This is a genomic window from Amycolatopsis sp. NPDC114503 (assembly GCF_055633655.1).
The window spans coordinates 368763-391654 of the sequence record NZ_JBVKDT010000002.1 but is presented as its reverse complement, the minus strand read 5'-3'; the positions used below and the strand labels follow the sequence as shown (position 1 = coordinate 391654).

At 70.4% G+C, this 22892-nt stretch carries 25 protein-coding genes; 15 read left to right on the top strand and 10 right to left on the bottom strand.

Going from position 1 to position 22892, the window contains the following annotated elements; genetic code table 11:
• Nucleotides 1–172: 172 nt before the first annotated feature.
• Nucleotides 173–655 (bottom strand): Lrp/AsnC family transcriptional regulator, encoded by a 483-nt coding sequence (locus ACZ7OI_RS09660; protein WP_470263745.1) that lies wholly within the window; start codon nt 653–655, stop codon nt 173–175.
• 61 nt (nt 656–716) lie between these two features.
• On the opposite strand from ACZ7OI_RS09660, the gene ACZ7OI_RS09655 reads away from it, so the two are divergent.
• Complete coding sequence (locus ACZ7OI_RS09655; protein ID WP_470263744.1) at nt 717–1424, top strand: Glu/Leu/Phe/Val dehydrogenase dimerization domain-containing protein; 708 nt, start codon at nt 717–719, stop codon at nt 1422–1424.
• Nucleotides 1397–1738 carry a Rossmann-fold NAD(P)-binding domain-containing protein gene (locus ACZ7OI_RS09650; RefSeq protein WP_470263743.1) on the top strand — a complete coding sequence of 114 codons (342 nt, stop codon included), beginning with the start codon at nt 1397–1399 and terminating at the stop codon, nt 1736–1738. Before ACZ7OI_RS09655 ends, ACZ7OI_RS09650 begins: the two co-directional genes overlap by 28 nt.
• A 52-nt stretch (nt 1739–1790) precedes the next feature.
• Here ACZ7OI_RS09650 and ACZ7OI_RS09645 read toward each other — a convergent pair whose 3' ends face one another.
• Entirely contained in the window at nt 1791–1946 is a 156-nt protein-coding gene (locus ACZ7OI_RS09645; protein WP_470263742.1) for a hypothetical protein, read from the bottom strand.
• 367 nt (nt 1947–2313) lie between these two features.
• Here ACZ7OI_RS09645 and ACZ7OI_RS09640 point away from each other — a divergent pair, with 367 nt between their 5' ends.
• Both ACZ7OI_RS09640 and ACZ7OI_RS09635 read left to right on the top strand, forming a co-directional pair.
• Complete coding sequence (locus ACZ7OI_RS09640) at nt 2314–2691, top strand: STAS domain-containing protein (RefSeq protein ID WP_470263741.1); 378 nt, start codon at nt 2314–2316, stop codon at nt 2689–2691.
• 126 nt (nt 2692–2817) lie between these two features.
• Nucleotides 2818–3780 (top strand): TIGR03557 family F420-dependent LLM class oxidoreductase, encoded by a 963-nt coding sequence (locus ACZ7OI_RS09635; protein ID WP_470264306.1) that lies wholly within the window; start codon nt 2818–2820, stop codon nt 3778–3780.
• Between the two features lie 62 nt (nt 3781–3842).
• Here ACZ7OI_RS09635 and ACZ7OI_RS09630 read toward each other — a convergent pair whose 3' ends face one another.
• A complete protein-coding gene (locus tag ACZ7OI_RS09630) occupies nt 3843–4934 on the bottom strand; it encodes an Rv2629 family ribosome hibernation factor (protein ID WP_470263740.1) in 1092 nt (363 codons plus the stop codon).
• A 33-nt stretch (nt 4935–4967) separates the two neighbouring features.
• Nucleotides 4968–6260 carry an NAD(P)/FAD-dependent oxidoreductase gene (locus tag ACZ7OI_RS09625; RefSeq protein WP_470263739.1) on the bottom strand — a complete coding sequence of 431 codons (1293 nt, stop codon included), beginning with the start codon at nt 6258–6260 and terminating at the stop codon, nt 4968–4970.
• Nucleotides 6261–6375: 115 nt separating this feature from the next.
• On the opposite strand from ACZ7OI_RS09625, the gene ACZ7OI_RS09620 reads away from it, so the two are divergent.
• Both ACZ7OI_RS09620 and ACZ7OI_RS09615 read left to right on the top strand, forming a co-directional pair.
• Nucleotides 6376–6837 carry an SRPBCC family protein gene (locus ACZ7OI_RS09620; protein WP_470263738.1) on the top strand — a complete coding sequence of 154 codons (462 nt, stop codon included), beginning with the start codon at nt 6376–6378 and terminating at the stop codon, nt 6835–6837.
• Nucleotides 6838–6972: 135 nt separating this feature from the next.
• Nucleotides 6973–7479 carry a type 1 glutamine amidotransferase domain-containing protein gene (locus tag ACZ7OI_RS09615; RefSeq protein WP_470263737.1) on the top strand — a complete coding sequence of 169 codons (507 nt, stop codon included), beginning with the start codon at nt 6973–6975 and terminating at the stop codon, nt 7477–7479.
• A 6-nt stretch (nt 7480–7485) separates the two neighbouring features.
• Here the strand turns inward: ACZ7OI_RS09615 and ACZ7OI_RS09610 are convergent, their stop codons facing one another.
• Nucleotides 7486–8076: a cytochrome P450 gene (locus ACZ7OI_RS09610; protein WP_470264305.1), complete on the bottom strand. Its 591-nt coding sequence runs from the start codon at nt 8074–8076 to the stop codon at nt 7486–7488.
• Nucleotides 8077–8102: 26 nt separating this feature from the next.
• Entirely contained in the window at nt 8103–8837 is a 735-nt protein-coding gene (locus ACZ7OI_RS09605; RefSeq protein ID WP_470263736.1) for a hypothetical protein, read from the bottom strand.
• Nucleotides 8838–9192: 355 nt separating this feature from the next.
• Between ACZ7OI_RS09605 and ACZ7OI_RS09600 the strand changes: the two genes are divergently transcribed.
• From ACZ7OI_RS09600 to ACZ7OI_RS09590, 3 genes are all read left to right on the top strand, one after another.
• Complete coding sequence (locus ACZ7OI_RS09600; protein WP_470263735.1) at nt 9193–9594, top strand: STAS domain-containing protein; 402 nt, start codon at nt 9193–9195, stop codon at nt 9592–9594.
• A gap of 184 nt (nt 9595–9778) precedes the next feature.
• Complete coding sequence (locus ACZ7OI_RS09595) at nt 9779–10813, top strand: ANTAR domain-containing protein (RefSeq protein ID WP_470263734.1); 1035 nt, start codon at nt 9779–9781, stop codon at nt 10811–10813.
• A gap of 568 nt (nt 10814–11381) precedes the next feature.
• Nucleotides 11382–12302 (top strand): universal stress protein, encoded by a 921-nt coding sequence (locus ACZ7OI_RS09590; protein WP_470263733.1) that lies wholly within the window; start codon nt 11382–11384, stop codon nt 12300–12302.
• Here ACZ7OI_RS09590 and ACZ7OI_RS09585 read toward each other — a convergent pair.
• Nucleotides 12299–12901, bottom strand: a complete 603-nt coding sequence (locus ACZ7OI_RS09585; protein WP_470263732.1) for an endonuclease — start codon at nt 12899–12901, stop codon at nt 12299–12301. The genes ACZ7OI_RS09590 and ACZ7OI_RS09585 overlap by 4 nt on opposite strands.
• A gap of 35 nt (nt 12902–12936) precedes the next feature.
• Nucleotides 12937–13371 carry an ATP-binding protein gene (locus tag ACZ7OI_RS09580; protein ID WP_470263731.1) on the bottom strand — a complete coding sequence of 145 codons (435 nt, stop codon included), beginning with the start codon at nt 13369–13371 and terminating at the stop codon, nt 12937–12939.
• Between the two features lie 148 nt (nt 13372–13519).
• Here ACZ7OI_RS09580 and ACZ7OI_RS09575 point away from each other — a divergent pair, with 148 nt between their 5' ends.
• Nucleotides 13520–13993 carry a hypothetical protein gene (locus tag ACZ7OI_RS09575; RefSeq protein ID WP_470263730.1) on the top strand — a complete coding sequence of 158 codons (474 nt, stop codon included), beginning with the start codon at nt 13520–13522 and terminating at the stop codon, nt 13991–13993.
• Nucleotides 13994–14059: 66 nt separating this feature from the next.
• On the opposite strand, the gene ACZ7OI_RS09570 is transcribed toward ACZ7OI_RS09575, so the two are convergent.
• Together ACZ7OI_RS09570 and ACZ7OI_RS09565 are read right to left on the bottom strand one after the other, a co-directional pair.
• Nucleotides 14060–16612, bottom strand: coding sequence for a polynucleotide kinase-phosphatase (locus tag ACZ7OI_RS09570; RefSeq protein ID WP_470263729.1), 2553 nt, complete (start codon nt 16610–16612; stop codon nt 14060–14062).
• Complete coding sequence (locus ACZ7OI_RS09565; RefSeq protein WP_470263728.1) at nt 16609–18018, bottom strand: 3' terminal RNA ribose 2'-O-methyltransferase Hen1; 1410 nt, start codon at nt 18016–18018, stop codon at nt 16609–16611. Before ACZ7OI_RS09565 ends, ACZ7OI_RS09570 begins: the two co-directional genes overlap by 4 nt.
• A 169-nt stretch (nt 18019–18187) precedes the next feature.
• On the opposite strand from ACZ7OI_RS09565, the gene ACZ7OI_RS09560 reads away from it, so the two are divergent.
• From ACZ7OI_RS09560 to ACZ7OI_RS09540, 5 genes are all read left to right on the top strand, one after another.
• On the top strand, nt 18188–18775 hold the full coding sequence (locus ACZ7OI_RS09560; RefSeq protein WP_470263727.1) for a permease-like cell division protein FtsX: 588 nt from the start codon (nt 18188–18190) through the stop codon (nt 18773–18775).
• A gap of 112 nt (nt 18776–18887) precedes the next feature.
• The gene (locus ACZ7OI_RS09555; RefSeq protein ID WP_470263726.1) at nt 18888–19631 is read left to right on the top strand and encodes an IclR family transcriptional regulator; all 744 of its coding nucleotides are present in this window, start codon (nt 18888–18890) and stop codon (nt 19629–19631) included.
• Complete coding sequence (hutG, locus tag ACZ7OI_RS09550) at nt 19628–20563, top strand: formimidoylglutamase (RefSeq protein WP_470263725.1); 936 nt, start codon at nt 19628–19630, stop codon at nt 20561–20563. The genes ACZ7OI_RS09555 and hutG overlap by 4 nt, the downstream gene beginning before the upstream one ends.
• A gap of 1 nt (nt 20564) precedes the next feature.
• On the top strand, nt 20565–22055 hold the full coding sequence (locus ACZ7OI_RS09545; RefSeq protein ID WP_470263724.1) for an ABC transporter substrate-binding protein/permease: 1491 nt from the start codon (nt 20565–20567) through the stop codon (nt 22053–22055).
• Nucleotides 22055–22786, top strand: a complete 732-nt coding sequence (locus tag ACZ7OI_RS09540; protein ID WP_470263723.1) for an amino acid ABC transporter ATP-binding protein — start codon at nt 22055–22057, stop codon at nt 22784–22786. Before ACZ7OI_RS09545 ends, ACZ7OI_RS09540 begins: the two co-directional genes overlap by 1 nt.
• Nucleotides 22787–22892 lie beyond the last annotated feature (106 nt).

The following is a 22892-nucleotide window of genomic DNA, read 5'->3' as shown; positions in this document are numbered from 1 at the left end:
AACAGGTAAAGAAGCGCACGCGACCTAATGGTCGGGAAAGCTCTAAGGTTTTCTTATGGGGAAAGCGGTTCCGCGAGGCAGGTTTCTTGTGGCGCGGCGGATTAATTGGTCTTTACGAAAGGCTGGCGACCGGATTGGCGAGTTCGGCCGGGGAGGTCGGGGCGCGCCCCGGTCACTGCTCCCCGGCGAGGTTTTCGATCGCCCGCTTCCCGCTGTGGTCGAACACGATCGAACTGCGGAACTGCACGACCTCCTTGCGGCTGCTGAGATCCTCGACGAGGAACGTGTGCAGCCGCGCGACGTCCGGGACCGCGACGTGCAGCAGGAAATCGTCGCCGCCTGCGAGGACGAAGACCGCCATGACCTCCGGCATCGCGAGCGCGTCGCGGCGGAAGCGGTCGATGATCGGCTGGCTGAGCGGGCGGATCTGGGCGAAGACCATGGCCTGCACCGACCTGCCCAGCGCGGGCAGGTCGACCTCGGCGTGGAAACCGGTCAGCACGTGGCGGGCCTGCAGCCTGCCGATGCGCTCGGAACAGGTGGACGCGGCGACGCCGACGCGTTCGGCGAGGTCGCGCATCGGGATCCGGGCGTCCTGCTGGAGTTCGTGGACGATGAGGCTGTCGATCCGATCCAGGTTCGGAAGTTCGGGCATTTGCCGAACATATCACTGTCAGTATCCCAGGACTGGGGACGGAAGGGGCAGGCTGGCGGCCATGAACCGAACAGGGAGTTTCGCTGGGGAAGCACTGCAAGTTGTTCGCGGCGCCCGGTCGGGGGTCGCGATCGCCGTCGCGATTCATTCGACGGAGCGGGGGCCCGCGATCGGCGGGTGCCGGATCAAGCCGTATCCGTCGTGGCGCGACGGAGCGGACGACGCGCTGCGGTTGTCGGAGGCGATGACGATGAAGTGCGCCCTGGCGGGGCTTCCTTACGGGGGCGGCAAAACTGTCGCGGTGCTGCCTGCGGACGTAGTGCCGCGGCGCGACTTGATCGCCGACATCGCCGACGCGATTTCCGCGCTGGGCGGGCGATATCGCACCGGTCCGGACATCGGGTCGACCTCTGAGGACATGGCCGAGATCCACCGCCTCGCGCACGGCTGGGCGTTCTGCCGTCCGGAGGCGCAAGGCGGCAGCGGGACGTCGAGCGCGGCCACTGCGCGGGGAGTCTTGGCGGCGCTTCGGGCCGGGGTCGCGCCGGGTTCGGTCGCGGGGTTGCGGGTGGGCGTGATCGGGTTCGGGAGTGTCGGGCGGCTCATCTGCGAATCGTTGCTCGAGCAGGGCGCGGACGTCGTCGTGACGGACGTCGACAGCGCGCTCCGCGGCCGGTCGCGGAACGACTCGGGGCGACCTGGACCACGGCGGATCTGGTGCGGGAGCAACTGGACATTCTCATGCCTGCCGCGACGGGCGGACTCCTGACGGCGGAGTCGGCGGCGGCCTGCGGGGCAGCGCTGATCGTGGGTCCGGCGAACAACCAGCTCGTCGCCGAGGAGGTCGCGATGGTGTTGCGGGACCGGGGAATCACGTGGATTCCGGATGTGGTCGCGAGCGCCGGCGGCATCATCCACGCGGTCGGCCGCGAGGAACTCGGGTGGGACGAGGCGGCGGCGAAGGCGAAGGTCGACGCGATCGCGGACACGACGAGCGCGGTCCTGTCGCGCGCCCGCGAACGGGGGTTGACGACGGTGCGGGCCGCGCGGGAACTGGCCGCTTGTCTGACCGAAACCGGTTGAGGCTCCGGGACGAGTCCCGGAGCCTCAACCGCCTTTTTCCGTTTCCGCGGGATCAGTACCAATGCGCGCGGCCGCCGATTCGGCGCCCGGTCCCGCCGAGCACCGCCAGGATCGCGCCGATCACCACGAGGGCGATCCCGATGCTCCACAAAATCTGGATCGAGGAGATGAACCCGATCACGAGCAGAATGACGCCGAGAACAATCACGGGGAGAACCTCGTCTTCCTTCTCTCGGTGGGGAATGAGACGTGCTTGCTCTCGGATACCCTCACTCGGTCGAGTGAAACATGGGATCCGCGGGGAATTCCGGAAGGCCGCGGACCGGGCGGCGGGCATTTCCCGGTCCCGCGACGTGAATTTATCACCGCATTGATCGATTCGAAGGCAAGAGATCAGGCAAATGGCGTAAGGAAGAGCGCCGGCGTCACTGCCGCGGCGGAACCGGACGAAGCGGATCGATCGCCGCTCGCCTGCGTCGCGGCGGGAGGACGGGCATCATGGTGGGGCGGCCGGGCATCCCGGCCGCGCGCGCCTCCCGCCTGCCCGGCCGGGCAGGGCGACCGACGACGGGACCATGACGATGGACGAGCCGATCGACCCCGGCAGCGACCCGGTGCGCGAATTCCGTGTCGAGCGCGACGATCGGCCCCCGGCCGCGGTGCTGACGGTGTACGGCGAGGTCGACATGGTCACCGCGCCGCTGCTGACCGCGGCGGTCGACGAGGTGCTGGCCATGGCTCCGCAGGTGCTGGTGCTGGATCTCGCCGCGGTGGAATTCCTGGCTTCGGCCGGGCTGACCGCGCTGGTGACCCTCACGCAGGACCGGGCTTCGCACGCCGTCCTGCGGATCGTCGCGTCCGGCCGGGCGACGATGCGGCCGATTCAGCTCACCGGCCTGGAGCAGAGCCTCCCGCTGTACCCGACGGTCGCGGCGGCGCTCGCCGGGTCCTGACCGGCAAAGTCTCTTTCGAACGGACGGGACGGGTGAACCGGGCCGGGACAGGGTAACCGGGCGGGGAGAAAGAGGTTCCGGGGCGGTCGCGGCCGCCCCGAGAAGAGCCCGTTGAACGGGGAGAACATGCGCATCGGCTACACCTTGATGACTGAACAGACCGGACCGCGCGAGCTGGTCGGCTGCGCGACCGCCGCCGAACAGGCCGGATTCGATTTCGCGGCCTGCAGCGACCACTATTCGCCGTGGCTGGCCGAACAAGGCCACGCGCCGTACGCGTGGAGCGTGCTCGGCGCGGTGGCCCAGGCGACCGAGCGAATAGAACTCATGACGCTCGTGACCTGCCCGACGATGCGCTACCACCCGGTGGTGGTGGCGCAGAAGGCCGCGACCGTGCAGCTGCTGTCCGAAGGCCGGTTCACCCTCGGGCTCGGCTCGGGGGAGAACCTGAACGAGCACGTCGTGGGGCAGGGCTGGCCGTCGGTGTCGGTGCGGCACGACCGGCTCGCCGAGGCAGTGCAGATCATCGGCGGCCTGTTCGACGGCGGGACCTTCACCTACACCGGCCAGCACTACCGCGCCGACGGGGCGAAACTGTGGGACCTGTCTCCGACGCGCGTGCCGATCGCGATCGCGGTGTCCGGCCCGAAATCGGTGCAGCGGTTCGCGCCGGTGGCCGACGCGATGGTCGCGGTCGAGCCGAACGCGGAGCTGTGCACGGAATGGGACCACGCCCGGCTCGGGCCGCCGACGCGCAAGATCGGCCAGCTGCCGGTCAGCTGGGACCCGGACCGCGGCGCGGCGATCCGCCGGGCGCACGAGCAGTTCCGGTGGTTCGGCTCGGGGTGGCCGGTGAACGCCGAGTTGCCGGGGACGCGGGCGTTCGACGCGGCGACGCAGTATGTCCGCGAGGATGATGTGGCGGCGGGGATTCCGTGCGGTCCGGACGCGGGGCCCATTGTGGACGCGGTGAAGGAGTTCGCGCAGGCCGGTTTCACTGATCTGGCGTTGGTGCAGATCGGCGGGGCGGAGCATCAGCCGGGGTTTACGGAGTTCGCGGAGCGGGAGTTGTTGCCTGCGTTGCGGTGACCGTCCGCTGTGGACAGAACGCTGGGCCCGGGTGTCGAGGCACCCGGGCCCAGCTGTGTGCGTCACGGATGCCGCAGCAGCGCACCGAATCCGTCGGCCAGATCAAGCCGCTCGTCCATCACCACGACGTCCGCACCGACTGCCACCGCCGCGTACGGCAGTGCTTCGTCCGCGCGGTGGCGGGCCGGATCGTCGGCGCCGAGTGCGTCCAGCCGCGGCCGGGCCACGCCGACCTGGGTCGGTTCCGTGCCGGTGTACACGCTGGCTTCTCCGGAGTCTCCGACCAGCAGCGTCGCCACGTTCGCCTCCGCGAGCGCGGCGGTCACGGCGGACAACCCGCTCACCGCCAGCGCCGATTCGCGTGCGGCTTCGGCACGGAAGCGGTCGGCGAGGTCGTCCAGTTCGCGCAACCGTTGCCCGGTAAGCAGTTCGTGGACGGCCCGGTCCAGTTCGGAGCGGTCGGCGCCGGAGGCCCGGCCGCCCGCGTCGACCTCCGCAGCAAGCGAGCGCGCCGGTTCCGGCAGGCGCTCGCGCAGTTCGGTGCGGGCCTGGACTTCGCCGGCCAGGACGATCGCTCGCGGGTGCACGCGTTCGGCGGCCTTCGCGACGTGGCCGGCGACTTCCGAGATGTTGCGGTGCGCGGTCTGCTCGGCGTGCGACTGGATGTCGCGGTGCGCGGGACCGCCGCCGCGGACCTTGTGCACCGGGTGTTCCTGTCCGCGCACGGTTTCGGTTTCCACGCTGCCGTCCGGTCGGTGCACCTCGATGTCGGCGCCGGTGCGGTCGACGAGCACCACGAGATGTGCGGGGGCTTCTTCGAGATGGCTCACCGTCGGCAGGAAGTACGGCAGGTCCGAGTAGCGCGCCTCCTGCGCCGGCGGCGGAGCGGCGAGCCGCCGGTCGAGCAGGACGGTGCCGTGCGCGGCCACGATGGTGCGTCCGGCCCGCCCGACCGGCGGAGGGCTTTCCTCCACGGTGCGGAGAACTTCCTCGACGGTCGGCCGGTCGGCGCCCTGGTCTCCGAGCGCGGCCTCGATTTCCTTGAGCCGCAACCGCAATTGCTTGGCCGCGTCCTCGGTGTCGTGCGATTCGTCGAAGTGCACCGAGACGAACGGTCCGTCGGTCAGCAGCGCGCGCAGTTCGTGTGTGTCCATTATGGATTCTTCCTCCCCACGTTCGGGAACTTCTCACCTGGTCCGAGGCAGCTCGGGCGACGCGGTGTCGAGCGGCACCTCGCCGGAACGGACCAGCCCCAGTTGCACGGTCTGCCGCCGGCCGGCCTTCTCCAGCGCCCAGTCGGCGGCCGTGCGCAGCCGGTTCCCCGGCAGGGACAGCAGGTGGTAGCCGCGGGTCACCAGCCGGGCGGGAAGCCCGGCCAGCGGGACGTGCAGCGGATTCGCCGCGCCCTGGCCCGAGCCGAGGTCGACCGCGAAGCCGAGATCGTGGTGCCGGTACCGGCGCCGGGTGCCGACGCCGAGCGAAGCGGCGACGTTGTTCCCGGCGAGTTTTCCTTGCCGCTGCGCGTGTTGCGCGGTCATCGGAGTGGTCTCGCCGGGACGGGTCAGGTCCGGTACCGCGGCCGCGTCGCCGCAGGCGAACACGTCGTCGCGGCCGGGCACGTTCAGCTCCGGCGTGACGACCAGCCTGCCCTTCACGGTTTCCAGGCCGAGGTCGGAGACCAGCGGATCGGGACGGACGCCCACGCACCAGACGAGCGTGTGCGTCGGCACCGCGTCGCCGGTGGTCAGCGTCACGCCTTCGACGTCCGCTTGGTCCACCGACGTCTTCATCCGGACCTCGACGCCGCGCTCGCGCAGCACCCGGTCGGCGGTGGCGCCGAGCCGGGGGTCCAATTCGGGCAGCACGCGGTCGGCGACGTCCAGCAGCAGCCAGCGAATCGGCTGCCCGTCGAGTTCGGGGTGGCGGCGCGCGAGGGCGGCGGTGAACTCCGGTCCCTGCGCGGCGACCTCGGTGCCGGTGTAGCCCGCGCCGACGACGACGAACGTGCACCGGGCGTCGCGTTCGGCCCGGTCGTCGGTCGCGGCGGCCAGTTCGATCTGCCGGGTCACGTGGTCGCGCAGGTACAAAGCTTCGGGCAGGCCTCGGAAACCGTGCGCGCGTTCGGCGACCCCGGGGATCGGCAGCAGCTTGTTGACGCTGCCCGCCGCGAGGATCAGCCGGTCGTAGTGCAGCTTCCGCTCCTGGTACTCCGGGTCGGCGAAAGCGACGGTGCGGGCGTCGAAGTCGACCGACTCCGCGGTGCCCAGCACCAGCCGCACGCCGCGCAGAGTGTCCGGAATGGACACCGCGACGTGCCGGGGGTCGAGGATCCCGCTGGCCACCTCCGGCAGCAGCGGCAGGTACAGGAAGTAGTCGGTCGGGTTCAGCACGACGATCTCGGCGCGGTCGCCGAGGGTGCGCAGCAGTTTCCGCGCGGCGTGGTATCCGGCGAACCCGCCGCCGACGATCACGACTCGCATGGGCGCCTCCTTTCCGCTGAACGGGTACCCGGTGCCCGGCCGGGCAATCGTGCCGGTTTCGCCCCTCCGCGCCCCGGGCACCCGGGTCCGGTACCCGCACTGCGAGGAGGAGTGGATGAGCAGCACGATCACCGAAATCGTGGACGTCGACGTCCCGGTGTCGACCGCGTACAACCAGTGGACGCAGTTCGAATCGTTCCCCGAGTTCATGGAGGGCGTGGAGGAGATCCGCCAGCTCGACGCGACGCACGTGCACTGGACCACCCGGTTCGGCGGCGTCGGCCGGGAGTTCGACGCGACCATCACCGAACAGCACCCGGACGAACGGGTCGCGTGGCGCTCGGATTCCGGGCCGGACCACGCCGGGGTGATCACGTTCCACCGGCTGGCGGACGCCAAGACACGGGTCACCGCGCAGATGGAGATCGACCCGGAGGGGTTCGCCGAGAACGCCGCCGACAAGCTCGGCATCCTGGACCGGCGCGTGAAGGGGGACATGCTGCGGTTCAAGCAGTTCATCGAACAGCGCGGACGCGAAACGGGGTCGTGGCGCGGCGACGTCGAAAGCCCGGGCTGACGCGGTTTCCGCGGTTGCGCGAGGGCGTCGCGCAACCGCGGGAAGCGTTGTCGTGGGACACCGCACAGGCGGGCATGGCCCGGCCGGACGGCGGGTAACCGGGCGGCAACGGACCCGTTCAGAGAGGAGACCGGCATGGCCCGCGTGGCAGTGCTCGTGGACGAAATGACCGAGGACGACGAATTCCTGGTGCCGTGCGAACGGCTGCGCGCCGCCGGGCACGAGGCGGTGGTCGTCGGCCTGGCGCGGGGCAAGAAGCTCACCGCGTTGCACGGCACCGAAATCACCACCGACCAGGCCGTGGACGACGTGGCCGCGGCGGACTTCGACGCGGTCGTGGTGCCCGGCGGGTATTCGCCGGACAAGATCCGCACCAGCGAGCCGATGGTCGCGCTGGTCCGGGAAACGGCCGCCGCGGGCAAGCCGGTCGCGGCGGTGTGCCACGGCCCTTGGCTGCTCGCGGAGTCCGGGCTGGCGCGCGGCCGGACAGTGACCTCGTGGCCGTCGCTGCGGACCGATTTGCGCAACGCCGGCGCGGAATGGGTCGATCGCGAGGTCGTGACGGACGACGGAGTCATCACGTCGCGCAATCCCGACGACCTGCCCGCGTTCTGCGACGCGCTCCTCGAGCGGTTGAAGTAGTAAGCCTCAGGAGAGCGCGAACCGGATACCGAAGTGGTTCAGCGTCGCGGGGAGCCGTCCCGGCTGAAGGTCGGCGGCGGTGCCCCGCGGCGCGAAGCCCGCTTGCTGCAGCAATGAGGCGAGCAGTGTCGAGGCCGTGAACAGCACGACGTCTCGGCCCGGGCACACGCCGGGTCCAGCGCTGAACGGCACGAGCGCAGGGTTTGCTTGCGCGCGGCCGTCGAGCCAGAGGTCCGGGACGAAGGAGTCCGCGTACGGCAACGTTTCCGGGTCGCGGTGGAAGAACGGCGTATAGATCAGGAATGCCGTGCCTGCCGGGCCCCAGGCGGTGTCCTCGGTGCTTTCGCGCAGCAGCGCGGGCGTCGTCGGCCAGAGCCGGACGGACTCCAGAACGCAGGCGCGGAGGTACGGAAGCTCTTGTGGCTTCGAGAGATCCGCTTCGGCGACTTCGCGGCGGGCTTCGGTCAATTCGTCGGGATGCGTTGCGAGCAAGGCGAGTGCGCGAAGAGCGGCGATCGCGGCGGCGTCGAAAGCGAACAGCCAATGCGGGACTTGGCCAGTCGGGTCGGCTTCCGGACCGGCTGGTTGATGCGCCATCGCCGCGCCGAGGCTGCCGGGGCGGTTTAAGCCGAGCTGACGGTCGAGAAGGGACTGGAACTGGCGGCGCCGCTCCTCCCGGTGCGGGTGCGCGAACGCCCAGTTCGCGTCGAGCCGCAGCTGGTCGAGGAGATCGGTGACGCGCCGGTCGGCGGTGGTGTCGCCGCCGAGCACGATCTTGCGGATGATCGTCCGGAAATGCTCGATGAACTGGGCCGCGTCCAGATCGGGAAAACCGGAGAGCATTTCGTGCGCTTCGGTGCGGACGGTTTCCGCCCAGCAGCCGGCGAGTTCGTGCGCGGCGCGGCCGGGTTCGAGGACGGTGTCGGCGAGTTTCGCCGCCGGGCGCGGGTGGCCCCGCTGGAGATCAGGACCCCGTGCGGCTGGAAATGGCGCAGGGCCGCGGCTTTTTCGGCGGTGTCCGGGCTGAACGGACTGGGGGTGCCCGCCAGCAGCGCGCCGACGTGGTCCGCGTTGAGCACCAGGCGGAACGACCGGCCGGGGATCGGCAGGTCGAGCGGGCCGGGGCCGTAGCGTTCGCGCAGGTCGTGCAGCAGGCCGATCGCCGAGCGGTCGAACCCCAGTTTCTGTGCCGCGGCCATCGCGCGCGGACGGCGTTTGACCAGTCCGTTGCCGACCGTGGGGGCGACCACCCGCGCGACGATGCGCCCGGTGTCACGGACCGACGCCCGCTGCGGGCGGACGTCGGCCGGGGGCAGATCGGACAAGTCCGGGCTCGCGGTCGCGCGGGTGGTCGCCATGCTGTTCGGGTACCCGGGCCGGTTCGGGCGAAACCTGGGCGGACAGGGGAGTCCGCGTGTCCGCTCCGGCGACGTGGTTCTTAGGGTCCATTATGGACTTTCAATAGTTGTTGGCATGGAACGGTTTCATTCCGGTCCTGGTGGGCGAGATTGTCCATTGTCCACAGTTCCTCCGGCGAGCTCGATGCCCTCGGCGGGCCGCGGGCAGTGCGGCTGCCTCCGTGCTGCGGTAGGGTCTTGCCAGGAGCGGTTCAGCCCACGTGCCGTCGCCTGATCCCAGGGGCCCGTTCGTTTCGGGCCCAGGGCCGGGCCGCGAACGGCGGCCCGGTCTCGCGTCTGCGAGGAGGGCTCCATCGTGCATGAAACGCTTTCGTATCTGCCGGGGACACCGGCGAGAACCCTGATCACCACCACCGCGAGCGAAACCGTCGTCGCGGTCTCCGCCGAACTGGACCTGCGCTCCACCGGCCGGCTGCGCGAGGCGCTGGCCGACGAAACGGCGCTGCGTCCGCCCGCCTTGATCGTCGACGTCGCCGAAGTGACGTTCTGCTCGGTCAGCGGGCTCGAGGTGCTGGCCGAGGCCGCGCGGGAGGCGGAAGCGGCGGGCGTCGCGTTCGTCGTGGTCGCCCGGCAGCGCGCGATGCTGCGACCGCTGCGAGTCCTCGGGCTCGACCGGGAGATGCGGGTGGTCGAACGCCTTGCCGACGCCGTCGGAGGAGGCTCCGCCGCGCGGGACCTGGCGGCCGGGATCGGCTAGCGATCCGCTTTGCGCCCAGCTCCCGCGGTCTCCGGGGAGCCGGGCGAAAAGTGCGCCGTCGGGCCAGGTCGCGGCGGTTGTTCCCCAGCACGTGCACCTGGCGGCACTGGTGCTTGTCCAGTCCGGGATCCGAGTAGCTAGGCGGGGACGACTGCTGGCGAACCGGGTCGGCCGGGAGGGAAGCGTGGAAGCGTCGATCGACTATGCGGCCGTGGTGCGGCTGAGCGGCGACCCGGCCGAAGTGCGCGCCGAGGTGGGCGAGGTGCTGTCCGCGGGGCCGCGGACGGTGGTCTTCGAGCTGAGCGAGCTGACCTCGTTCTCGAGCCAGGACCTCGCCGCGCTGCGCAAGACGGCCCAGCCGAGCCAAGCGGTGTTCGCCTGCCGGGAGGGCGGAGTTGCCCGCCGGGTGCTCGAAGAGGAGGGCGTGCCGGTCGCCGATTCCGCGTCGGCGGCGCTGGCTTTCGAGGACGAGTCGCGGCCTTCCGGAGAACAGTTCCGGACGCTCACCGAGATGCTCCTGGCCGCGCGGACCGTCGGCGAGGTCCTGCAGGTGATCGTGGACGCGACCGCGTCGCTGGTGCCCGCCGCCGAACTGGTGTCGATCACGCTGCGCGCGCCGGACGGGCATTTCCACACCGCCGCCTACACCGATTCGGCGGCTGCCGACCTGGACCTGCTGCAGTACGAACTGGGCGAAGGCCCGTGCCACGACGCCGCGGTCCCCGGCCGGCCCGAATTCATCGAAAGCGCCGACCTGCGCAGCGACGAGCAGTGGCCGCGATGGGCCCCGGCGGTGGCCGAGGCGGGCTGGCGCGCGGTGCTGGCGACGGCGCTGGCCGACGACGCCGCGGCGCGGTTCTCCGGCGCGCTCAACCTCTACTCCCGCACTCCCGGCGGCCTGACGGACGCCGACCGCGACGTCGTGCTGCTCCTGGCCAGCCACGCGACCCTCGCGGTGGCCGAAACGGACGCGGTGACCCGAAGCGAACTGCACCAGGCGCAGCTGCGGCGCGCGCTGGACAGCCGGGACGTGATCGGCCAGGCGAAGGGCATCATCATGGCGCGCCGGGGGCTGGACGCCGAAGCGGCGTTCGACGTGTTGCGGCGGACTTCGCAGCAGCTGAACGTGAAGCTGGTGCATTTGGCGGGGACGCTCGCGTCTCGGCACGAGGAGCTGGACGTGCCGGTGGAGCAGATGGGGGAGCCGGACCCGGTGTGAGGGGCGGCTGAATCGGCGAGGTCCAGGCCGCGCCGCTCAGGCTTGTGCCCGGTGGAGTAGATGGGGACCCGTCTGAGGGACGGCTGAGCCGGCGAAGTTCAGGCCCCGCCGCTAAGGCTTGTGCCCGGCGAGGAGGAGCCCGAACCGAGCGAGTCCGGACCGCATCGCGTGCGCAGGTCTTTGCCTGCTGAGCAGCGAATTGCCGCGCCGGGGGCGCGAAACGGAGCACTGGCTCGCCTTTCGGCGCCTTTCGCCGGGATCCGACGTGTCCGGTAGCACCGCACCGGGTAACCCGGGGATTCGAGCCGACTGAGGAAGGAGCCCGTCATGGTGCACCCCGTGCCGCCCGGACCGGAGCCTGTCCCGTCGCCGCCGCCACCGGTGCCGCCCTTCCCTCCGGAGCCCGCCCCGCCGCCGCGTCCGGGGCCGGGTCCGCTGCCGCCGCCGGAACCGCCCGTGCCTCCCGCGCCTCGCTGACCAGTGTGGAAGCAGCCGGGCCGGGCGGAGCCCGATTGCCGCGCCGGGCGACCGGGTACCTAGCGCACAAGCGCGCGAACGGAGGCGGGTGATGGACGAGGAGAACCGGGCCGAGCCGGGAGTCGTCGTCGGGGACGACGGTTCCGAAGGCGCCCGGCTGGCCGTGGACTGGGCTGCCGCCGAGGCCGACGCGCTCGGGACGTGCCTGGTCCTCGTGCGGACGATGACGTTGCCGATGCCGAACGTGGACTTCGTTCCCGGCGTGATCACGCCGGTCGCGGGCGAGATCGTGGCGGACCAGTCCGTGGTGGACTACGCGGAGAAGGAATTGGCCGGCGTCGCCGCCGAGGTCGTCCGGAAGCGGCCGGGGCTGCCGGTGCGCACCCGGGTGCGGTTCGGGCGCGCGAGCTGGGAGCTGGCCGACATCGGGCGGCAGGCGGAGCTGATCGTCGTCGGCGCGTCCGGGCGCGGCGGGCTGCCCCGGCTGCTGCTCGGGTCCACGGCCTCGCAGGTGGTGCACACGAGCGCGCGCCCGGTCGTCGTGGTGCGTCCGGGGAGGGAGAAAGCCCGGCGGGTCGTCGTCGGGGTGGACGGATCGCCGGCCAGCGTCGCGGCAGTGCGGTACGCGTACGACTTCGCCGACCGGCATGGCTGCGGCTTGCACGCGGTGCATGTGTGGTCGGAGCCGCCGGAGGACGTCTTCGGCCCCGCCCGCTCCGGCGGCGAGGGGCAGCAGAGCCCGCAGGACGAGGGGCAGCGGCTGCTCGCGGAATCGCTGACCGGTCTCGGCGAGCTGCATCCGGACGTCGTGGTGCAACGGGAAGTGGCGCTGGGAAGCGTGGCCGAGGTGCTCCTGGACCACGCGGAGGCGGCGACGCTGCTCGTGGTCGGCGGGCATGGCCGCGGCGCGCTGCGGGGCGCGTTCCTCGGATCGGTGAGTCACGCGATGGCGTACCACGCGCCCTGCCCGGTGGCGATCGTGCGGGAAGGCGTCGAAGAGCACCCGGGCTAACGCTGCAGGCTTCGCCGTACCAACGCTGCCGCGAGCCGGGCGAGATCGTCGCCGGGAACCAGCTTCGCCAGTCGTCGCGGATCGTCGGGCAGACCGGCTTTCTTCGCGCCGGCCAAGGCTTTGCGGTCGAAATACGGGCGCAGCCACGGCCAGACAGCCTGTGCTTCCCGGCAAAAGATCTGCGCGCCGGTCGGGCCGATCCGCGGGAACTCGGCGAGGAGTTTCTCCAGCCGTCGCGGATCTCTGTCGGCGGCGTCGGCCATCCGGCGCAGGTCGTCGCCGTAACGGTCGCGGAGGAAATCGGCGCCTTCCCCGAGATGGTGCGAGGTGCTTTCGTCGTACCGGACGTAGTGCGCGCGGCCGAGCGCGTCAACGCGTTGCTGCCACGTGGAATCGCGCATCGCCGCCGGGGAACGCCAGCCCGAACGCGAGAGTTCCCGCGCGGCGGCTACGGCCAGGTCGGCGCTGATTCGCGTGGACAGCAATGTGGCGAGGACCAGCAATCGGTACAGCGGCTGGGGTTTGTCGGACAGCTTGATGCCCGCCTCTTCGGCGAAAGTGGTGCCGTGTTCGGCGAGAAGTTCGTCCACTCGGCGCATGCGGGACGGATTTCCCGTTCGGACGGAAGCGAAACTCAGGGCATCGCGGGGTACGGCTCCTTGGCGAATTCGACGCACAGCCGCCAGCCGTCCGCGCCTGGCGCGGGTTCGGTCCAGGCGTCGAGCGAATCGGTGAGCGCGCGCAGGACAAGCCAGCCGACCTCGTCCGGTCCGGGCGGGAACGCCGACGACGACGTGGTGGTGACGGTGACGGTTATCCGGCTGCCGCAGCGGAACGCGCATTCCAGGACCGCGCCGTCGTCCGCCCGCCGCGCCTGCGCCGCGACCGCTTCGTCGACCGCCAGCCGAAGGTCGGCGGCCTCGTCGAGCCGGAATCCCGCCGAGGAAGCGAGGTCCTCGGCCACCAGCCTGGCGAGGAACAGCAGTTCCCCGTTCGCCGGCAGGCGCAGCTCGACCACTGGCGCAGCCGCGGTGAGCATGCCTTTTTCGTCCGCTTCGCGCTGAACCATGCGCTTCTGGTTACCCGGCGCGGCGCCGGGCCAATCATCGCCCGCCGGACGCGCGGGCGGCAGCGGGCGGCACCCGAAAGGCCCGTTTCCGGCGCCGCGCGGCGGGTAACCAGGGAACTGGAGCACGGCAGGGAAAGGAGCACCCGGCATGAGCACCAACGCCTACCTCTCGTTCCTCGCGATCGGGATCGCGCTGGTCCTGGTGGACGGCCAGATCATCTACCGCAGCGGCCGCCGTTACCTCGCGAACGCCTACGGGGACCCCGGAGCCGGCGCCTCGATGACCCGCCTGGTGACCGTGTTGTTCCACCTCGGGACACTGGGCATCCTCGCCCTGATCTCGACGATCGACATCGGCGGGAGCGACCTGCCCGGCGTCGTCGGACGGGTGGGCGTGCTGCTGTTGATCCTGGCGCTGGCGCACGCGGCGACGCTGGGCGCGCTGGCGCGGATCCGCGGCGAGCAGGACGTGGCGGACGCGATCGCGCACCGCGACGAGCGGCTGGCGCGGAGGTCGGAGACGGATTTGCAGGCTCCGACGGTCACGCCGGTGCCCGGTCAGGAGGGCCGGCGTCCGGACGTGAGCCCGTCGCTGGAGCAGCGGTCGCCGTATACGGCGTGAGCGGGTGAAACCGGTGCGTTTTCGCGGTATCGGCGAAAACGCACCGGTTTTGCGAGCCTCGACTGTCTACAAGCGAGGGTCGACCGGCTCGGATTCCAGTGCCAGCACGGCGAAAACGCACTCGTGCACGCGCCACATCGGCTCGTCGCGCGCGAGCCGGTCCAGTGCTTCGAGGCCGAGGCTGTACTCGCGCAGCGCCAGGGAGCGCTTGTGCCCGAGGCCTCGTTGCCGCAGCCGGGACAGGTGGCGTTCCTCGGTGTAGTCGGGGCCGTAGATGATCCGCAGGTACTCGCGCCCGCGGACCTTCAGGCCCGGCTGAACCAGGCCGCGCGACCCCCGCACCAGGTTGGCGGCCGGTTTGACCACCATGCCCTCGCCGCCCCGAGCGGTGAGTCCGGTCCACCAGCCGACGGCCGCCTCGACCGAGGCGGGATCGGTGGTGCTGACCGAAATCCGCCCGGTCGGGGCGAGGAAACCGTCGCTGCTTTCGACGAGCCGGTCGGCCAGCGCCAGGTGCCAGTCGTGGCTTTGCTTGTGATGAGCGCGACCAGCCGACGCCAGCACCTGGAAGGGCGCGAAGCGCACACCGTCGAGGCCGTCGGTCGGCCAGCAATAGCGGCGGTACGACTGGGCGAACGCATCCGCGTTGGCCGCGCGGGAAGTCGTGCGCTCCAGCAAAGCGGACACGTCGAGGCCGGAGGCGTCAGCGGCGGCCAGCGCGCTCGCGGCGGCCGGAAGCGCGGACCGGGCAGCGGCGCCGACAGCCGCGTACTGCTCGCGCAGCAACTGCTCGGCTTTGACGCTCCACGGCAACAGTTCGCCGTCGAGCAGCAACCAGTCCGAGCCGAGCTCGTCGAACAGGCCGGCTTTTTCCGCGGCAGCACGGATCCGGTCGACCGCTTCGGCGGTCAGCGTTTCGTCGAAGAAGTGGCGTCCGGTCCGGGTCCACACCGCGCCGAGCGCGTCGCCGGGCGCGCCGAAGCGGGCGCGGGCCGCGTCGAGCGAGCGGCACACGAGTGCGACCGCGCGCGAACCCATGTGCTTTTCCTCGCACACCACGGAATCCACGCCTTCCGCGCGGAAGTAGTCGAACGCTTGGCTCGGATGCTCCAGCAGCCCGTCGGCCGTCGCGGTGGCGACCGGCGACATGGTCGGCGGCAGGTAGACCAGCCAGCGCGGATCGATCGCGAACCGCGACATCACCTCCAGCGCCGCGGCGGCGTTCTCCTCGCGGACGCCGATCCGCTTCTGGTAGGCGGTCTCGATCACCCGGCGGCCCAGGACGTCGGTGACGTCCAGCACGCCCGGGTCGCGGTGCGCGACCGGTTCCGCCGCCGGGTTGGCGGGGAACGGTTTGGCCGGCTCGTAATAGACCTCGGCCGCCGGGACGGAGACGATCTCCTTTTCCGGGTAGCGCAACGCGGTCAGGGTTCCGCCGAAGACGCAGCCGGTGTCCAGGCACAGGGTGTTGTTCACCCACTCCGGCGAAGGCACCGGGGTGTGGCCGTAGACGACCATGGCGCGGCCCCGGTACTCGTTCGCCCACGGATAGCGCACAGGCAGGCCGAATTCGTCGGTCTCGCCGGTGCTCTCCCCGTACATGCAGAAGCTCCGCACGCGCCCGGACGCGCGGCCCTGGAAACGTTCGGTGAGGCCGGCGTGCGCGACGACCAGCCGTCCGCCGTCGAGGACGTAGTGGCTGATCAGTCCGTCCATGAATTCCTGTGCCTCGGCACGGAATTCGGCCGGTTCGGCGGCGAGCTGCTCCAGCGACTCCGCGAGCCCGTGCGTGACTTGCACATTCCGTCCGCGCAACGCGCGCAGCAGCTTGTGCTCGTGGTTTCCGGTGACACAGAAGGCATTCCCGGCGCGCACCATGCCCATCACGAGCCGCAGCACGCCCGGCGTGTCCGGGCCGCGGTCGACGAGATCGCCGACGAACACCGCCCGCCGCCCCGGATGCCGCGCCCCGATCGCGCGGCCCTGGTCGTCGCGGTCGACGGTGTAGCCGAGCTCGGTGAGCAGCGCCTCGAGCTCGACACGGCAGCCGTGGATGTCGCCGACGATGTCGAACGGTCCGGTCTCGTGCCGCAAATCGTTGTACAGCGGGACGCGCGTAATCGTCGCCTCGGCGGCCTCCTCCGGGGTGCGCAGCACGTGCACCGTCCGGAAGCCCTCCTTCGGCAGGCTCCGCAACCCGCGGCGCAGCTGGTCTCGCTGGCGCCGGATCACCTGCGCGCCGAAGGTCCGGTCCGCGCGGCTTTCGTTGCGCGCGGCGCACAGCGACTCCGCCATGTCCAGCACGATCGCCACCGGCAGCACGTCGTGTTCCTTGGCCAGCGCGACCAGCGATTTGCGCGCGTCGGGCTGCACGTTGGTCGCGTCGATCACGGTCAGCCGCCCGGCGGCGAGCCGTTTGCCGACGATGTAGTGCAGGACGTCGAAGGCGTCCTTGGTCGCCGACTGGTCGTTCTCGTCGTCGGACACCAGCCCCCGGCAGAAGTCTGACGAGATCACTTCGGTGGCCTTGAACCGCTCGCGGCCGAAAGTTGATTTGCCCGACCCGCTCGCGCCGACGAGCACGACGAGGCACAGATCGGGAATCTCAAGCGTGCTCATGCCGCACCGCCTTTCGTGAACAGGGCCAGCTGCGTCGCCGGGCCGACTTCGGGGTCGTCAGAGCCGACGGGCAGCATCCGCACGCCGTAGCCGTAGCTGTTCGCGACCCGGTCCGCCCACGCGCGGAACTCGGCGCGCGTCCACTCGAAACGGTGGTCCCGGTGCCGCAGCTTGCCCTCGGGCAGCGATTCGAACCGCACGTTGTACTCGCGGTTGGGCGTGGTCACGACGACCGCGCGCGGGGCGGCGAACTCGAACACCGTCCGCTCCAGCGCTTCGAGCCGCGGCGGGTCGACGTGCTCGACGACCTCCATCAGCACGGCCGCGTCGAGCCCGGCGAGCCGGTCGTCGCGATAGGTGAGCGAGGACTGCAGCAGTTCCAGCCTGGCCCGGTCCCTTTCGGGCATCCGCTCCAGCCGCAGCTTCCGCGCCGCGACCTGCAGCGCGCGAGCCGAGACGTCCGCGGCCACGATCCGCTCCACCGACCGCTCGGCCAGCAGGTCGCGCACCAGCGCGCCCTCGCCGCAGCCGAAGTCGCCGACCGAGCGCACATCCAGCGACCGGAGCACGGCCATGATCGTGCCGCGCCGCTGCTCGGCCAGCGGCACCGGACGGTCCGGCGCCTCGAGGACGGCGGGCGCGGCGAGCGCGTTGTCGATCTCCTCGGGCTCCGAATCGTCCACTTCGGCCAGCCGGGTCAGCGCGGCGGTCGTCAAGGCGCGACGGTGCGCGAGATAGCGGCGGGTGATGAGCTCCTTCTCCGGATGCCCGGCGAGCCAGTCGCCGCCGGCCCGCAGCAGCTTGTCGATTTCCTCTTCGCCGACCCAGTAGTGCTTCGCGTTGTCGAGGACCGGCAGCAGCACGTAGACGTGGTTGAGGGCGTCGGCAAGCCGGAACTCGCCGGTGAGCCGGAGGTCGACATAGCGTGAATCGCCCCACTGCGGGAAGTGCGGATCCAGCGGGAGCACCGTCGCCTCGACCGTCCAGCCGAGGGGCTCGAACATCCGGCGCGCCAATTCCTCGCCGCCCGGGCAGGCGGGCACCCGGATGTCCAGCGGGATCGGTCGGGCCGCCAGCTCCGGATGCGATTTGCAGCGGCCGGTGAGCGCGGTGCGGAAGACTTCCTTCATCGCCACCGAAAGCAGGCTCGACGCCGCGTAGGGGCGGTCGTTCACGTACTGGCCGAGGGTGAACCCGTCGCCGGCGCCTGCCTTGCCGCGAACCAGGGCGACCGGGTCGACTTCGAGCAGCAGCGCGGCGGTGCACCGCTCGTCGGACGCCTCGGGGTAGAAGACGTGCGCCTGCCCGGCGGAAAGCTCGAACGACTGCACCCGGCCTGGGTGCTTGTGCAGCAGGAATCCCAGGTCGGAGGCGGGATGGTGAGTGGTGGTGACGGTCAGGAACACCAGGGGAGTATTCCGTACGGCTTTTGCCCGTGTCGCGGGAGTTTCGGCGTGGCGTGCACGAAATGTGCCGAACGCCGCATTGAGGTTTTTCTCCGTAACGGCGGTGTCCCCGTGCCCGATCACCAGGGGCTGACAACCGTATTCAGGCGAACGCAGAAGCAGGAACGTGATGAGTGACCGGGATCTCGGTGCGGAACGTGAACCCGAAAGACCGGCCCCGCTATTGTCCGCGACGCCGCGTTCGGCTCGCCGGTATCGGCTGGGGACGGCGGCGGTCGTAGTGGTTGCCCTCGCGGTGCTGGGCGGTCCCGCCTGGTGGCTGCTCGGCGGACGCGACGTGGACGGGTATGCGTTGCCGGACCGAGCGATACCGATCGGCGACCGTGACGTCTGCGCCAACACTGTGACCGTCCTGCTCCGCACCGATACCGAGATGGCGGCTGTCGCCCGGGCGCTGCGCGGCGATCCCCGGCTCCTGCGGTCCTATACCCAGACCCGGAAAGACGGCTACGCGAGGTTCCGGGAGATGTTCGCGAACGAGCCGGAGCTGCGTGAGCTGATGTCGGAGGACGCGGCACCGGCCTCGGTGACCGTGGTGCCCAAGGACCAGACCGACATCGAAGGCATCGCCGAGCAGCTCCGAGTCCAGTTCCCCGAGGCCCGGAAAGTCAGAGACGACACCGACTTCCGCAGCAGGATCACCGGCCCGGGCTATCGGGACCCGACGTGCCCGCCCAGCGGAGAACGCTCCCCCTGACGGGTCCCGGCGCTCCGGACGCTCCGCACACAGCCAATCACCGGGAATAAACTTCCCATTAACTGGGAATACCCGCTAGGAACCCGCCCGGCCGCGACGTAGCGTGCCCGCCATGACAAGCGCGGATGCCAACCGGAAGGCCGGGACCAGGGCGGCGCGGATCCTGGCGGTGTTCGCCGAGCGGGAGAGCGCCACGGCGGAGGAGATCTCCGTCGGCACGGGCATTCCCTCCAGCGCCGTCTACCGCTACCTGACGACGTTCGTCGAGATCGGCCTCGTGCATCAGGCCCGCACCCGCGGCCGGTACTGCGCGGGCTCGCTGACCGTCCAGATGGCCGAGAACTACCGCCGCGAGGCGCTCGGCCAGGGCGGCGTCAAGCGGCGGCTGCGGCAGCTCGCGGCCGACACCGACGAACTCGCCGCGTTCCTCATCGCTCGCGACAACGACGTGCTCTGCGTCGAAGCGGCCGAGGGGACCCGGGTCATCCGATGCAGTTTCTCGCCGGGGCTCAGCAAACCGCTCGTCTTCGGGGCGAGTGCGCAGGCCTTGCTGGCGTACCTGCCGGAGGACCGGGTCGCGGCGACGGCCGAGGTGCACGGGCTGAACGGCGAGCAGGTCGGGAAGCTCGAGAGCGAGCTGCGCCGGGTGCGGGACCAGGGCTTCGCGGAGAGCGTCGGCCAGGTCGACCCGGGGGTGTGGGGCGTGAGCGTGCCGGTGCTGGACCGGCACCGGAACCTCGTCGGCACGGTGAGCACGATGGCCCCAGATTTCCGCGTGCGGCCGCGCCGCGATTCCCTCGTCACGCTCACCCACGCCGCCGCGCAGGACATCAGCCGATTGCAGGAGCACGTGTGAGCACCACCCCATGGACCGGACGCGAGGACGGCCGCGGTCCCGAACATCGCCGCTGGCACCACGCCGTCAACGAATTCTCCAGTGCCCCAGGCGTTTCGCTGCTCGGGTTCGCCAGCGACGCCGGGGTCCGGCGCAACGGCGGACGGCCGGGAGCGCAGGCCGGGCCGGACGCGATCCGCAAAGCACTGGCGTCGTTCGCGATCCAGCCCGACGTCGTAGTAAGCGACGCGGGGGACGTCTCCGTAGAGGGCGATGAGCTGGAAGCGGGGCAGGAGAACCTCGGCGAGCTGGTCGCGAAGCAGCTCGCCGACGGGCATCTCCCGCTCGTGCTCGGCGGCGGCCACGAAACGGCGTACGGCTCCTACCTCGGCCTCGCCCGCAGCGGCCTGCTGGACGGCCGCCGCCTAGGCATCCTCAACCTCGACGCGCATTTCGACCTGCGGACCGCCGACCGCGCGTCCTCGGGCACCCCGTTCCGGCAGATCGCCGCCCGGGAAGCCGAACGCGGCGCGGAATTCGCCTACGCCGTGGTCGGAATCAGCGAGCCGGGCAATACCGCCGCGCTGTTCGAGACAGCCGCCGAGCTGAACGTCCGCCACCTCCTGGACGTCGATTGCCAGGAACGCCATCTCGAGCAAGTTCTCGACTTCGTCCGGGCCTTCGTCGCGGACGTCGACGCGCTGTACCTGTCGATCGATCTCGACGTGCTCCCCGCCGCGCAGGCGCCAGGGGTCAGCGCTCCTTCGACTCTCGGCGTACCCGCCGCGGTCGTCCTCGAGGTGTGCCGGCTGGTCGCGAGAGACCCGAAGCTCGCCCTCGCCGACATCACCGAACTGAACCCCGTCTACGACGTCGACACCCGCACAGCCCGGATCGCGGCCCGCCTCGCGCACACGCTCGTGACGAGCCGTCCGGTCCCGGAAGGACACTGAAATGCCCCCTCAGCGAATCTGGCCGCGGCTCGGCGCCGTGCTGCTGGCCTGTCTGCTCGCGTTCTTGCCGACGAGCGCGGCGAGCACGGCGAACGCGGCCGAACCGCAGAACGGGAAGCTCGCCGCGCTGCGGTCGGGGCAGACCTCGCTCCGGGTCGGCACCGACGCCACGTTCCCGCCGTTCGAGTTCACCGACGCCAAGGGCGGCCAGCTCGGCTTCGACATCGACCTGGTCCGGGACCTCGCGCAGCGGGCGGGCATCAAGAAGGTCGACTTCGTCCAGATGCCGTTCGGCAACATCGTCCCGGCGCTGCAGGCGAACCAGATCGACGTCGGCGCGTCGGCGATCTACATCAGCCCCGCACGGCAGAAAGCCGTCGACTTCTCGGACATCTACTATCCGGGCGGTCTCGCGGTTTTCGTCAGCGACAAGGACAATTCCGTCGGCTCCCTCAAGGATCTGGCCGGCAAGCGGGTCGCGGTCCAGGTGGGCACGAAGTCCGTCGACTGGCTCGCCCAGCACCAGCCCGCCGCGCAGCTGATCACGGCGCAGACCAACGAGCAGATGTTCTCGTCGGTGAAGCTGGGCCAGGCGGACGCGGTCGTGACCGGGGCTCCGGCGGGCAAGTACTTCATCGCGCAGCAGGGCGGGCTCAAGCAGGTCGGCGACCGGCTGACCGAGGAGAACTACGGCTACGCCTTCCAGAAGGCCGACACCGAACTGCGGACCGCGTTCAACACCTCGCTCAAGCAGATGCACGACGACGGTTCGTACAAGCAGGCCACCGAAAAATGGTTCGGCGCGGAGAGCACCGCGGCGAAGCCGGGCGGGCACTCGCTGTTCAACTTCTCCACCATCGTCGATTCCTCGGGACAGCTCTGGCAGGGCCTGCTGGTCAGCCTCCAGGTGATTCTGCTGGCGCTGGCGCTGAGCCTGCTGCTCGGCACGCTCGGCGGATTCGCCAAGCTCAGCAAGATCGCGCCGATCAGGTGGATCGGCAACGTCTACGTGTCGGTGATCCGCGGGACGCCGTTCGTGGTGCAGCTGTTCTTCATCTACTTCGGACTGCCGCAGCTCGGCGTGCAGCTTCCGCCGATGACAGCGGGAATCATCTCGCTCGGCCTCTACAGCGGCTCGTACGTCACCGAGATCTTCCGCGGCGCGGTGCAATCGATCGATCGCGGACAGCTGGAAGCGGCGCGGTCGTGCGGCATGTCGCAGGTGTCGGCGATGCGGCACGTGATCATCCCGCAGGCGTTCCTGCGGATGCTTCCGCCGCTGGGCAACGAATTCGTGTCGCTGACGAAGAACTCGGCGCTGGTGTCCTTCGTGACCATTCACGAGCTGTTCCTGGTGGGGCAGACCATCATCTCCCGCACCTTCGACGCGCTGACCGTGTACCTGTTCATCGGCCTGCTGTATTACCTGCTCACCAACCTGATCAGCTTCACGACGCGCACCCTCGAGAAGAAGATGGCGGTGTACATCTGATGGCGCTCCTGGAAGTCCACGGGCTGACCAAGTCCTACGGCGACGTCAAGGTGCTCGACGGCATCGACTTCGCGATCGAACCCGGCCAGGTGGTCGCGGTGATCGGGCCCAGCGGCGGCGGGAAGTCCACCTTCCTGCGCTGTCTCAACCTGCTGGAGACGCCGACGTCGGGCAGCGTGTCCTTCGACGGCGAAGAACTGACCGGCCGCGGCGTCGACCTCGACCGGCTGCGGTCCCGGATGGGCATGGTGTTCCAGCACTTCAACCTGTTCCCGAACATGACCGCGCTGCGCAATGTCGTGCTGCCGCAGATGAATGTGCTCAAGCGGAGCAAGGAAGAGGCCGAGGCGAAGGCGCGTGCTCTGCTGGAGCGCGTCGGCATGCTGGAGCGCGCCGGCGCGTATCCGAACCGGCTGTCCGGCGGCCAGAAACAGCGCGTCGCGATCGTCCGTGCGGCCGCGATGGACCCGAAGCTGATGCTGTTCGACGAGCCGACGTCGGCGCTGGACCCCGAAGTGGTCCAGGACGTCCTCGACATCATGTCCGAGCTGGCGAAGGACGGCATGACGATGCTTGTCGTCACGCACGAGATGGGCTTCGCCCGCAAGGTCGCCGACCGCGTGGTGTTCGTCGACGGCGGGAAGATCGCCGCCGACCTGCCGCCGTCGGAGTTCTTCTCCGAGAGCAACGCGAATCCTCGCGCCCAGGCCTTCCTGCAGAAGGTGCTGTAGGGCCTCGGGAGGGGGGGAGGCCGGTTGGGAAGGGAGGGGCCACCCCCCGGAGTTGGGGATAGCTGGAAACCGGCCTCTTGAAAGGGGGGAGGGAGGGAGAAAACCC

What these genes read in the sequence shown, in the direction of transcription:
- ACZ7OI_RS09660 (WP_470263745.1), bottom strand. Translation starts at nt 655, where the DNA reads ATGCCCGAACTTCCGAACCTGGATCGGATCGACAGCCTCATCGTCCAC.
- ACZ7OI_RS09655 (WP_470263744.1), top strand. Translation starts at nt 717, where the DNA reads ATGAACCGAACAGGGAGTTTCGCTGGGGAAGCACTGCAAGTTGTTCGC.
- ACZ7OI_RS09650 (WP_470263743.1), top strand. Translation starts at nt 1,397, where the DNA reads ATGCCTGCCGCGACGGGCGGACTCCTGACGGCGGAGTCGGCGGCGGCC.
- ACZ7OI_RS09640 (WP_470263741.1), top strand. Translation starts at nt 2,314, where the DNA reads ATGACGATGGACGAGCCGATCGACCCCGGCAGCGACCCGGTGCGCGAA.
- ACZ7OI_RS09635 (WP_470264306.1), top strand. Translation starts at nt 2,818, where the DNA reads ATGCGCATCGGCTACACCTTGATGACTGAACAGACCGGACCGCGCGAG.
- ACZ7OI_RS09630 (WP_470263740.1), bottom strand. Translation starts at nt 4,934, where the DNA reads ATGGACACACACGAACTGCGCGCGCTGCTGACCGACGGACCGTTCGTC.
- ACZ7OI_RS09625 (WP_470263739.1), bottom strand. Translation starts at nt 6,260, where the DNA reads ATGCGAGTCGTGATCGTCGGCGGCGGGTTCGCCGGATACCACGCCGCG.
- ACZ7OI_RS09620 (WP_470263738.1), top strand. Translation starts at nt 6,376, where the DNA reads ATGAGCAGCACGATCACCGAAATCGTGGACGTCGACGTCCCGGTGTCG.
- ACZ7OI_RS09615 (WP_470263737.1), top strand. Translation starts at nt 6,973, where the DNA reads ATGGCCCGCGTGGCAGTGCTCGTGGACGAAATGACCGAGGACGACGAA.
- ACZ7OI_RS09610 (WP_470264305.1), bottom strand. Translation starts at nt 8,076, where the DNA reads ATGGCGCATCAACCAGCCGGTCCGGAAGCCGACCCGACTGGCCAAGTC.
- ACZ7OI_RS09605 (WP_470263736.1), bottom strand. Translation starts at nt 8,837, where the DNA reads ATGGCGACCACCCGCGCGACCGCGAGCCCGGACTTGTCCGATCTGCCC.
- ACZ7OI_RS09590 (WP_470263733.1), top strand. Translation starts at nt 11,382, where the DNA reads ATGGACGAGGAGAACCGGGCCGAGCCGGGAGTCGTCGTCGGGGACGAC.
- ACZ7OI_RS09585 (WP_470263732.1), bottom strand. Translation starts at nt 12,901, where the DNA reads ATGCGCCGAGTGGACGAACTTCTCGCCGAACACGGCACCACTTTCGCC.
- ACZ7OI_RS09580 (WP_470263731.1), bottom strand. Translation starts at nt 13,371, where the DNA reads ATGGTTCAGCGCGAAGCGGACGAAAAAGGCATGCTCACCGCGGCTGCG.
- ACZ7OI_RS09575 (WP_470263730.1), top strand. Translation starts at nt 13,520, where the DNA reads ATGAGCACCAACGCCTACCTCTCGTTCCTCGCGATCGGGATCGCGCTG.
- ACZ7OI_RS09570 (WP_470263729.1), bottom strand. Translation starts at nt 16,612, where the DNA reads ATGAGCACGCTTGAGATTCCCGATCTGTGCCTCGTCGTGCTCGTCGGC.
- ACZ7OI_RS09560 (WP_470263727.1), top strand. Translation starts at nt 18,188, where the DNA reads ATGAGTGACCGGGATCTCGGTGCGGAACGTGAACCCGAAAGACCGGCC.
- ACZ7OI_RS09555 (WP_470263726.1), top strand. Translation starts at nt 18,888, where the DNA reads ATGACAAGCGCGGATGCCAACCGGAAGGCCGGGACCAGGGCGGCGCGG.
- ACZ7OI_RS09545 (WP_470263724.1), top strand. Translation starts at nt 20,565, where the DNA reads ATGCCCCCTCAGCGAATCTGGCCGCGGCTCGGCGCCGTGCTGCTGGCC.
- ACZ7OI_RS09540 (WP_470263723.1), top strand. Translation starts at nt 22,055, where the DNA reads ATGGCGCTCCTGGAAGTCCACGGGCTGACCAAGTCCTACGGCGACGTC.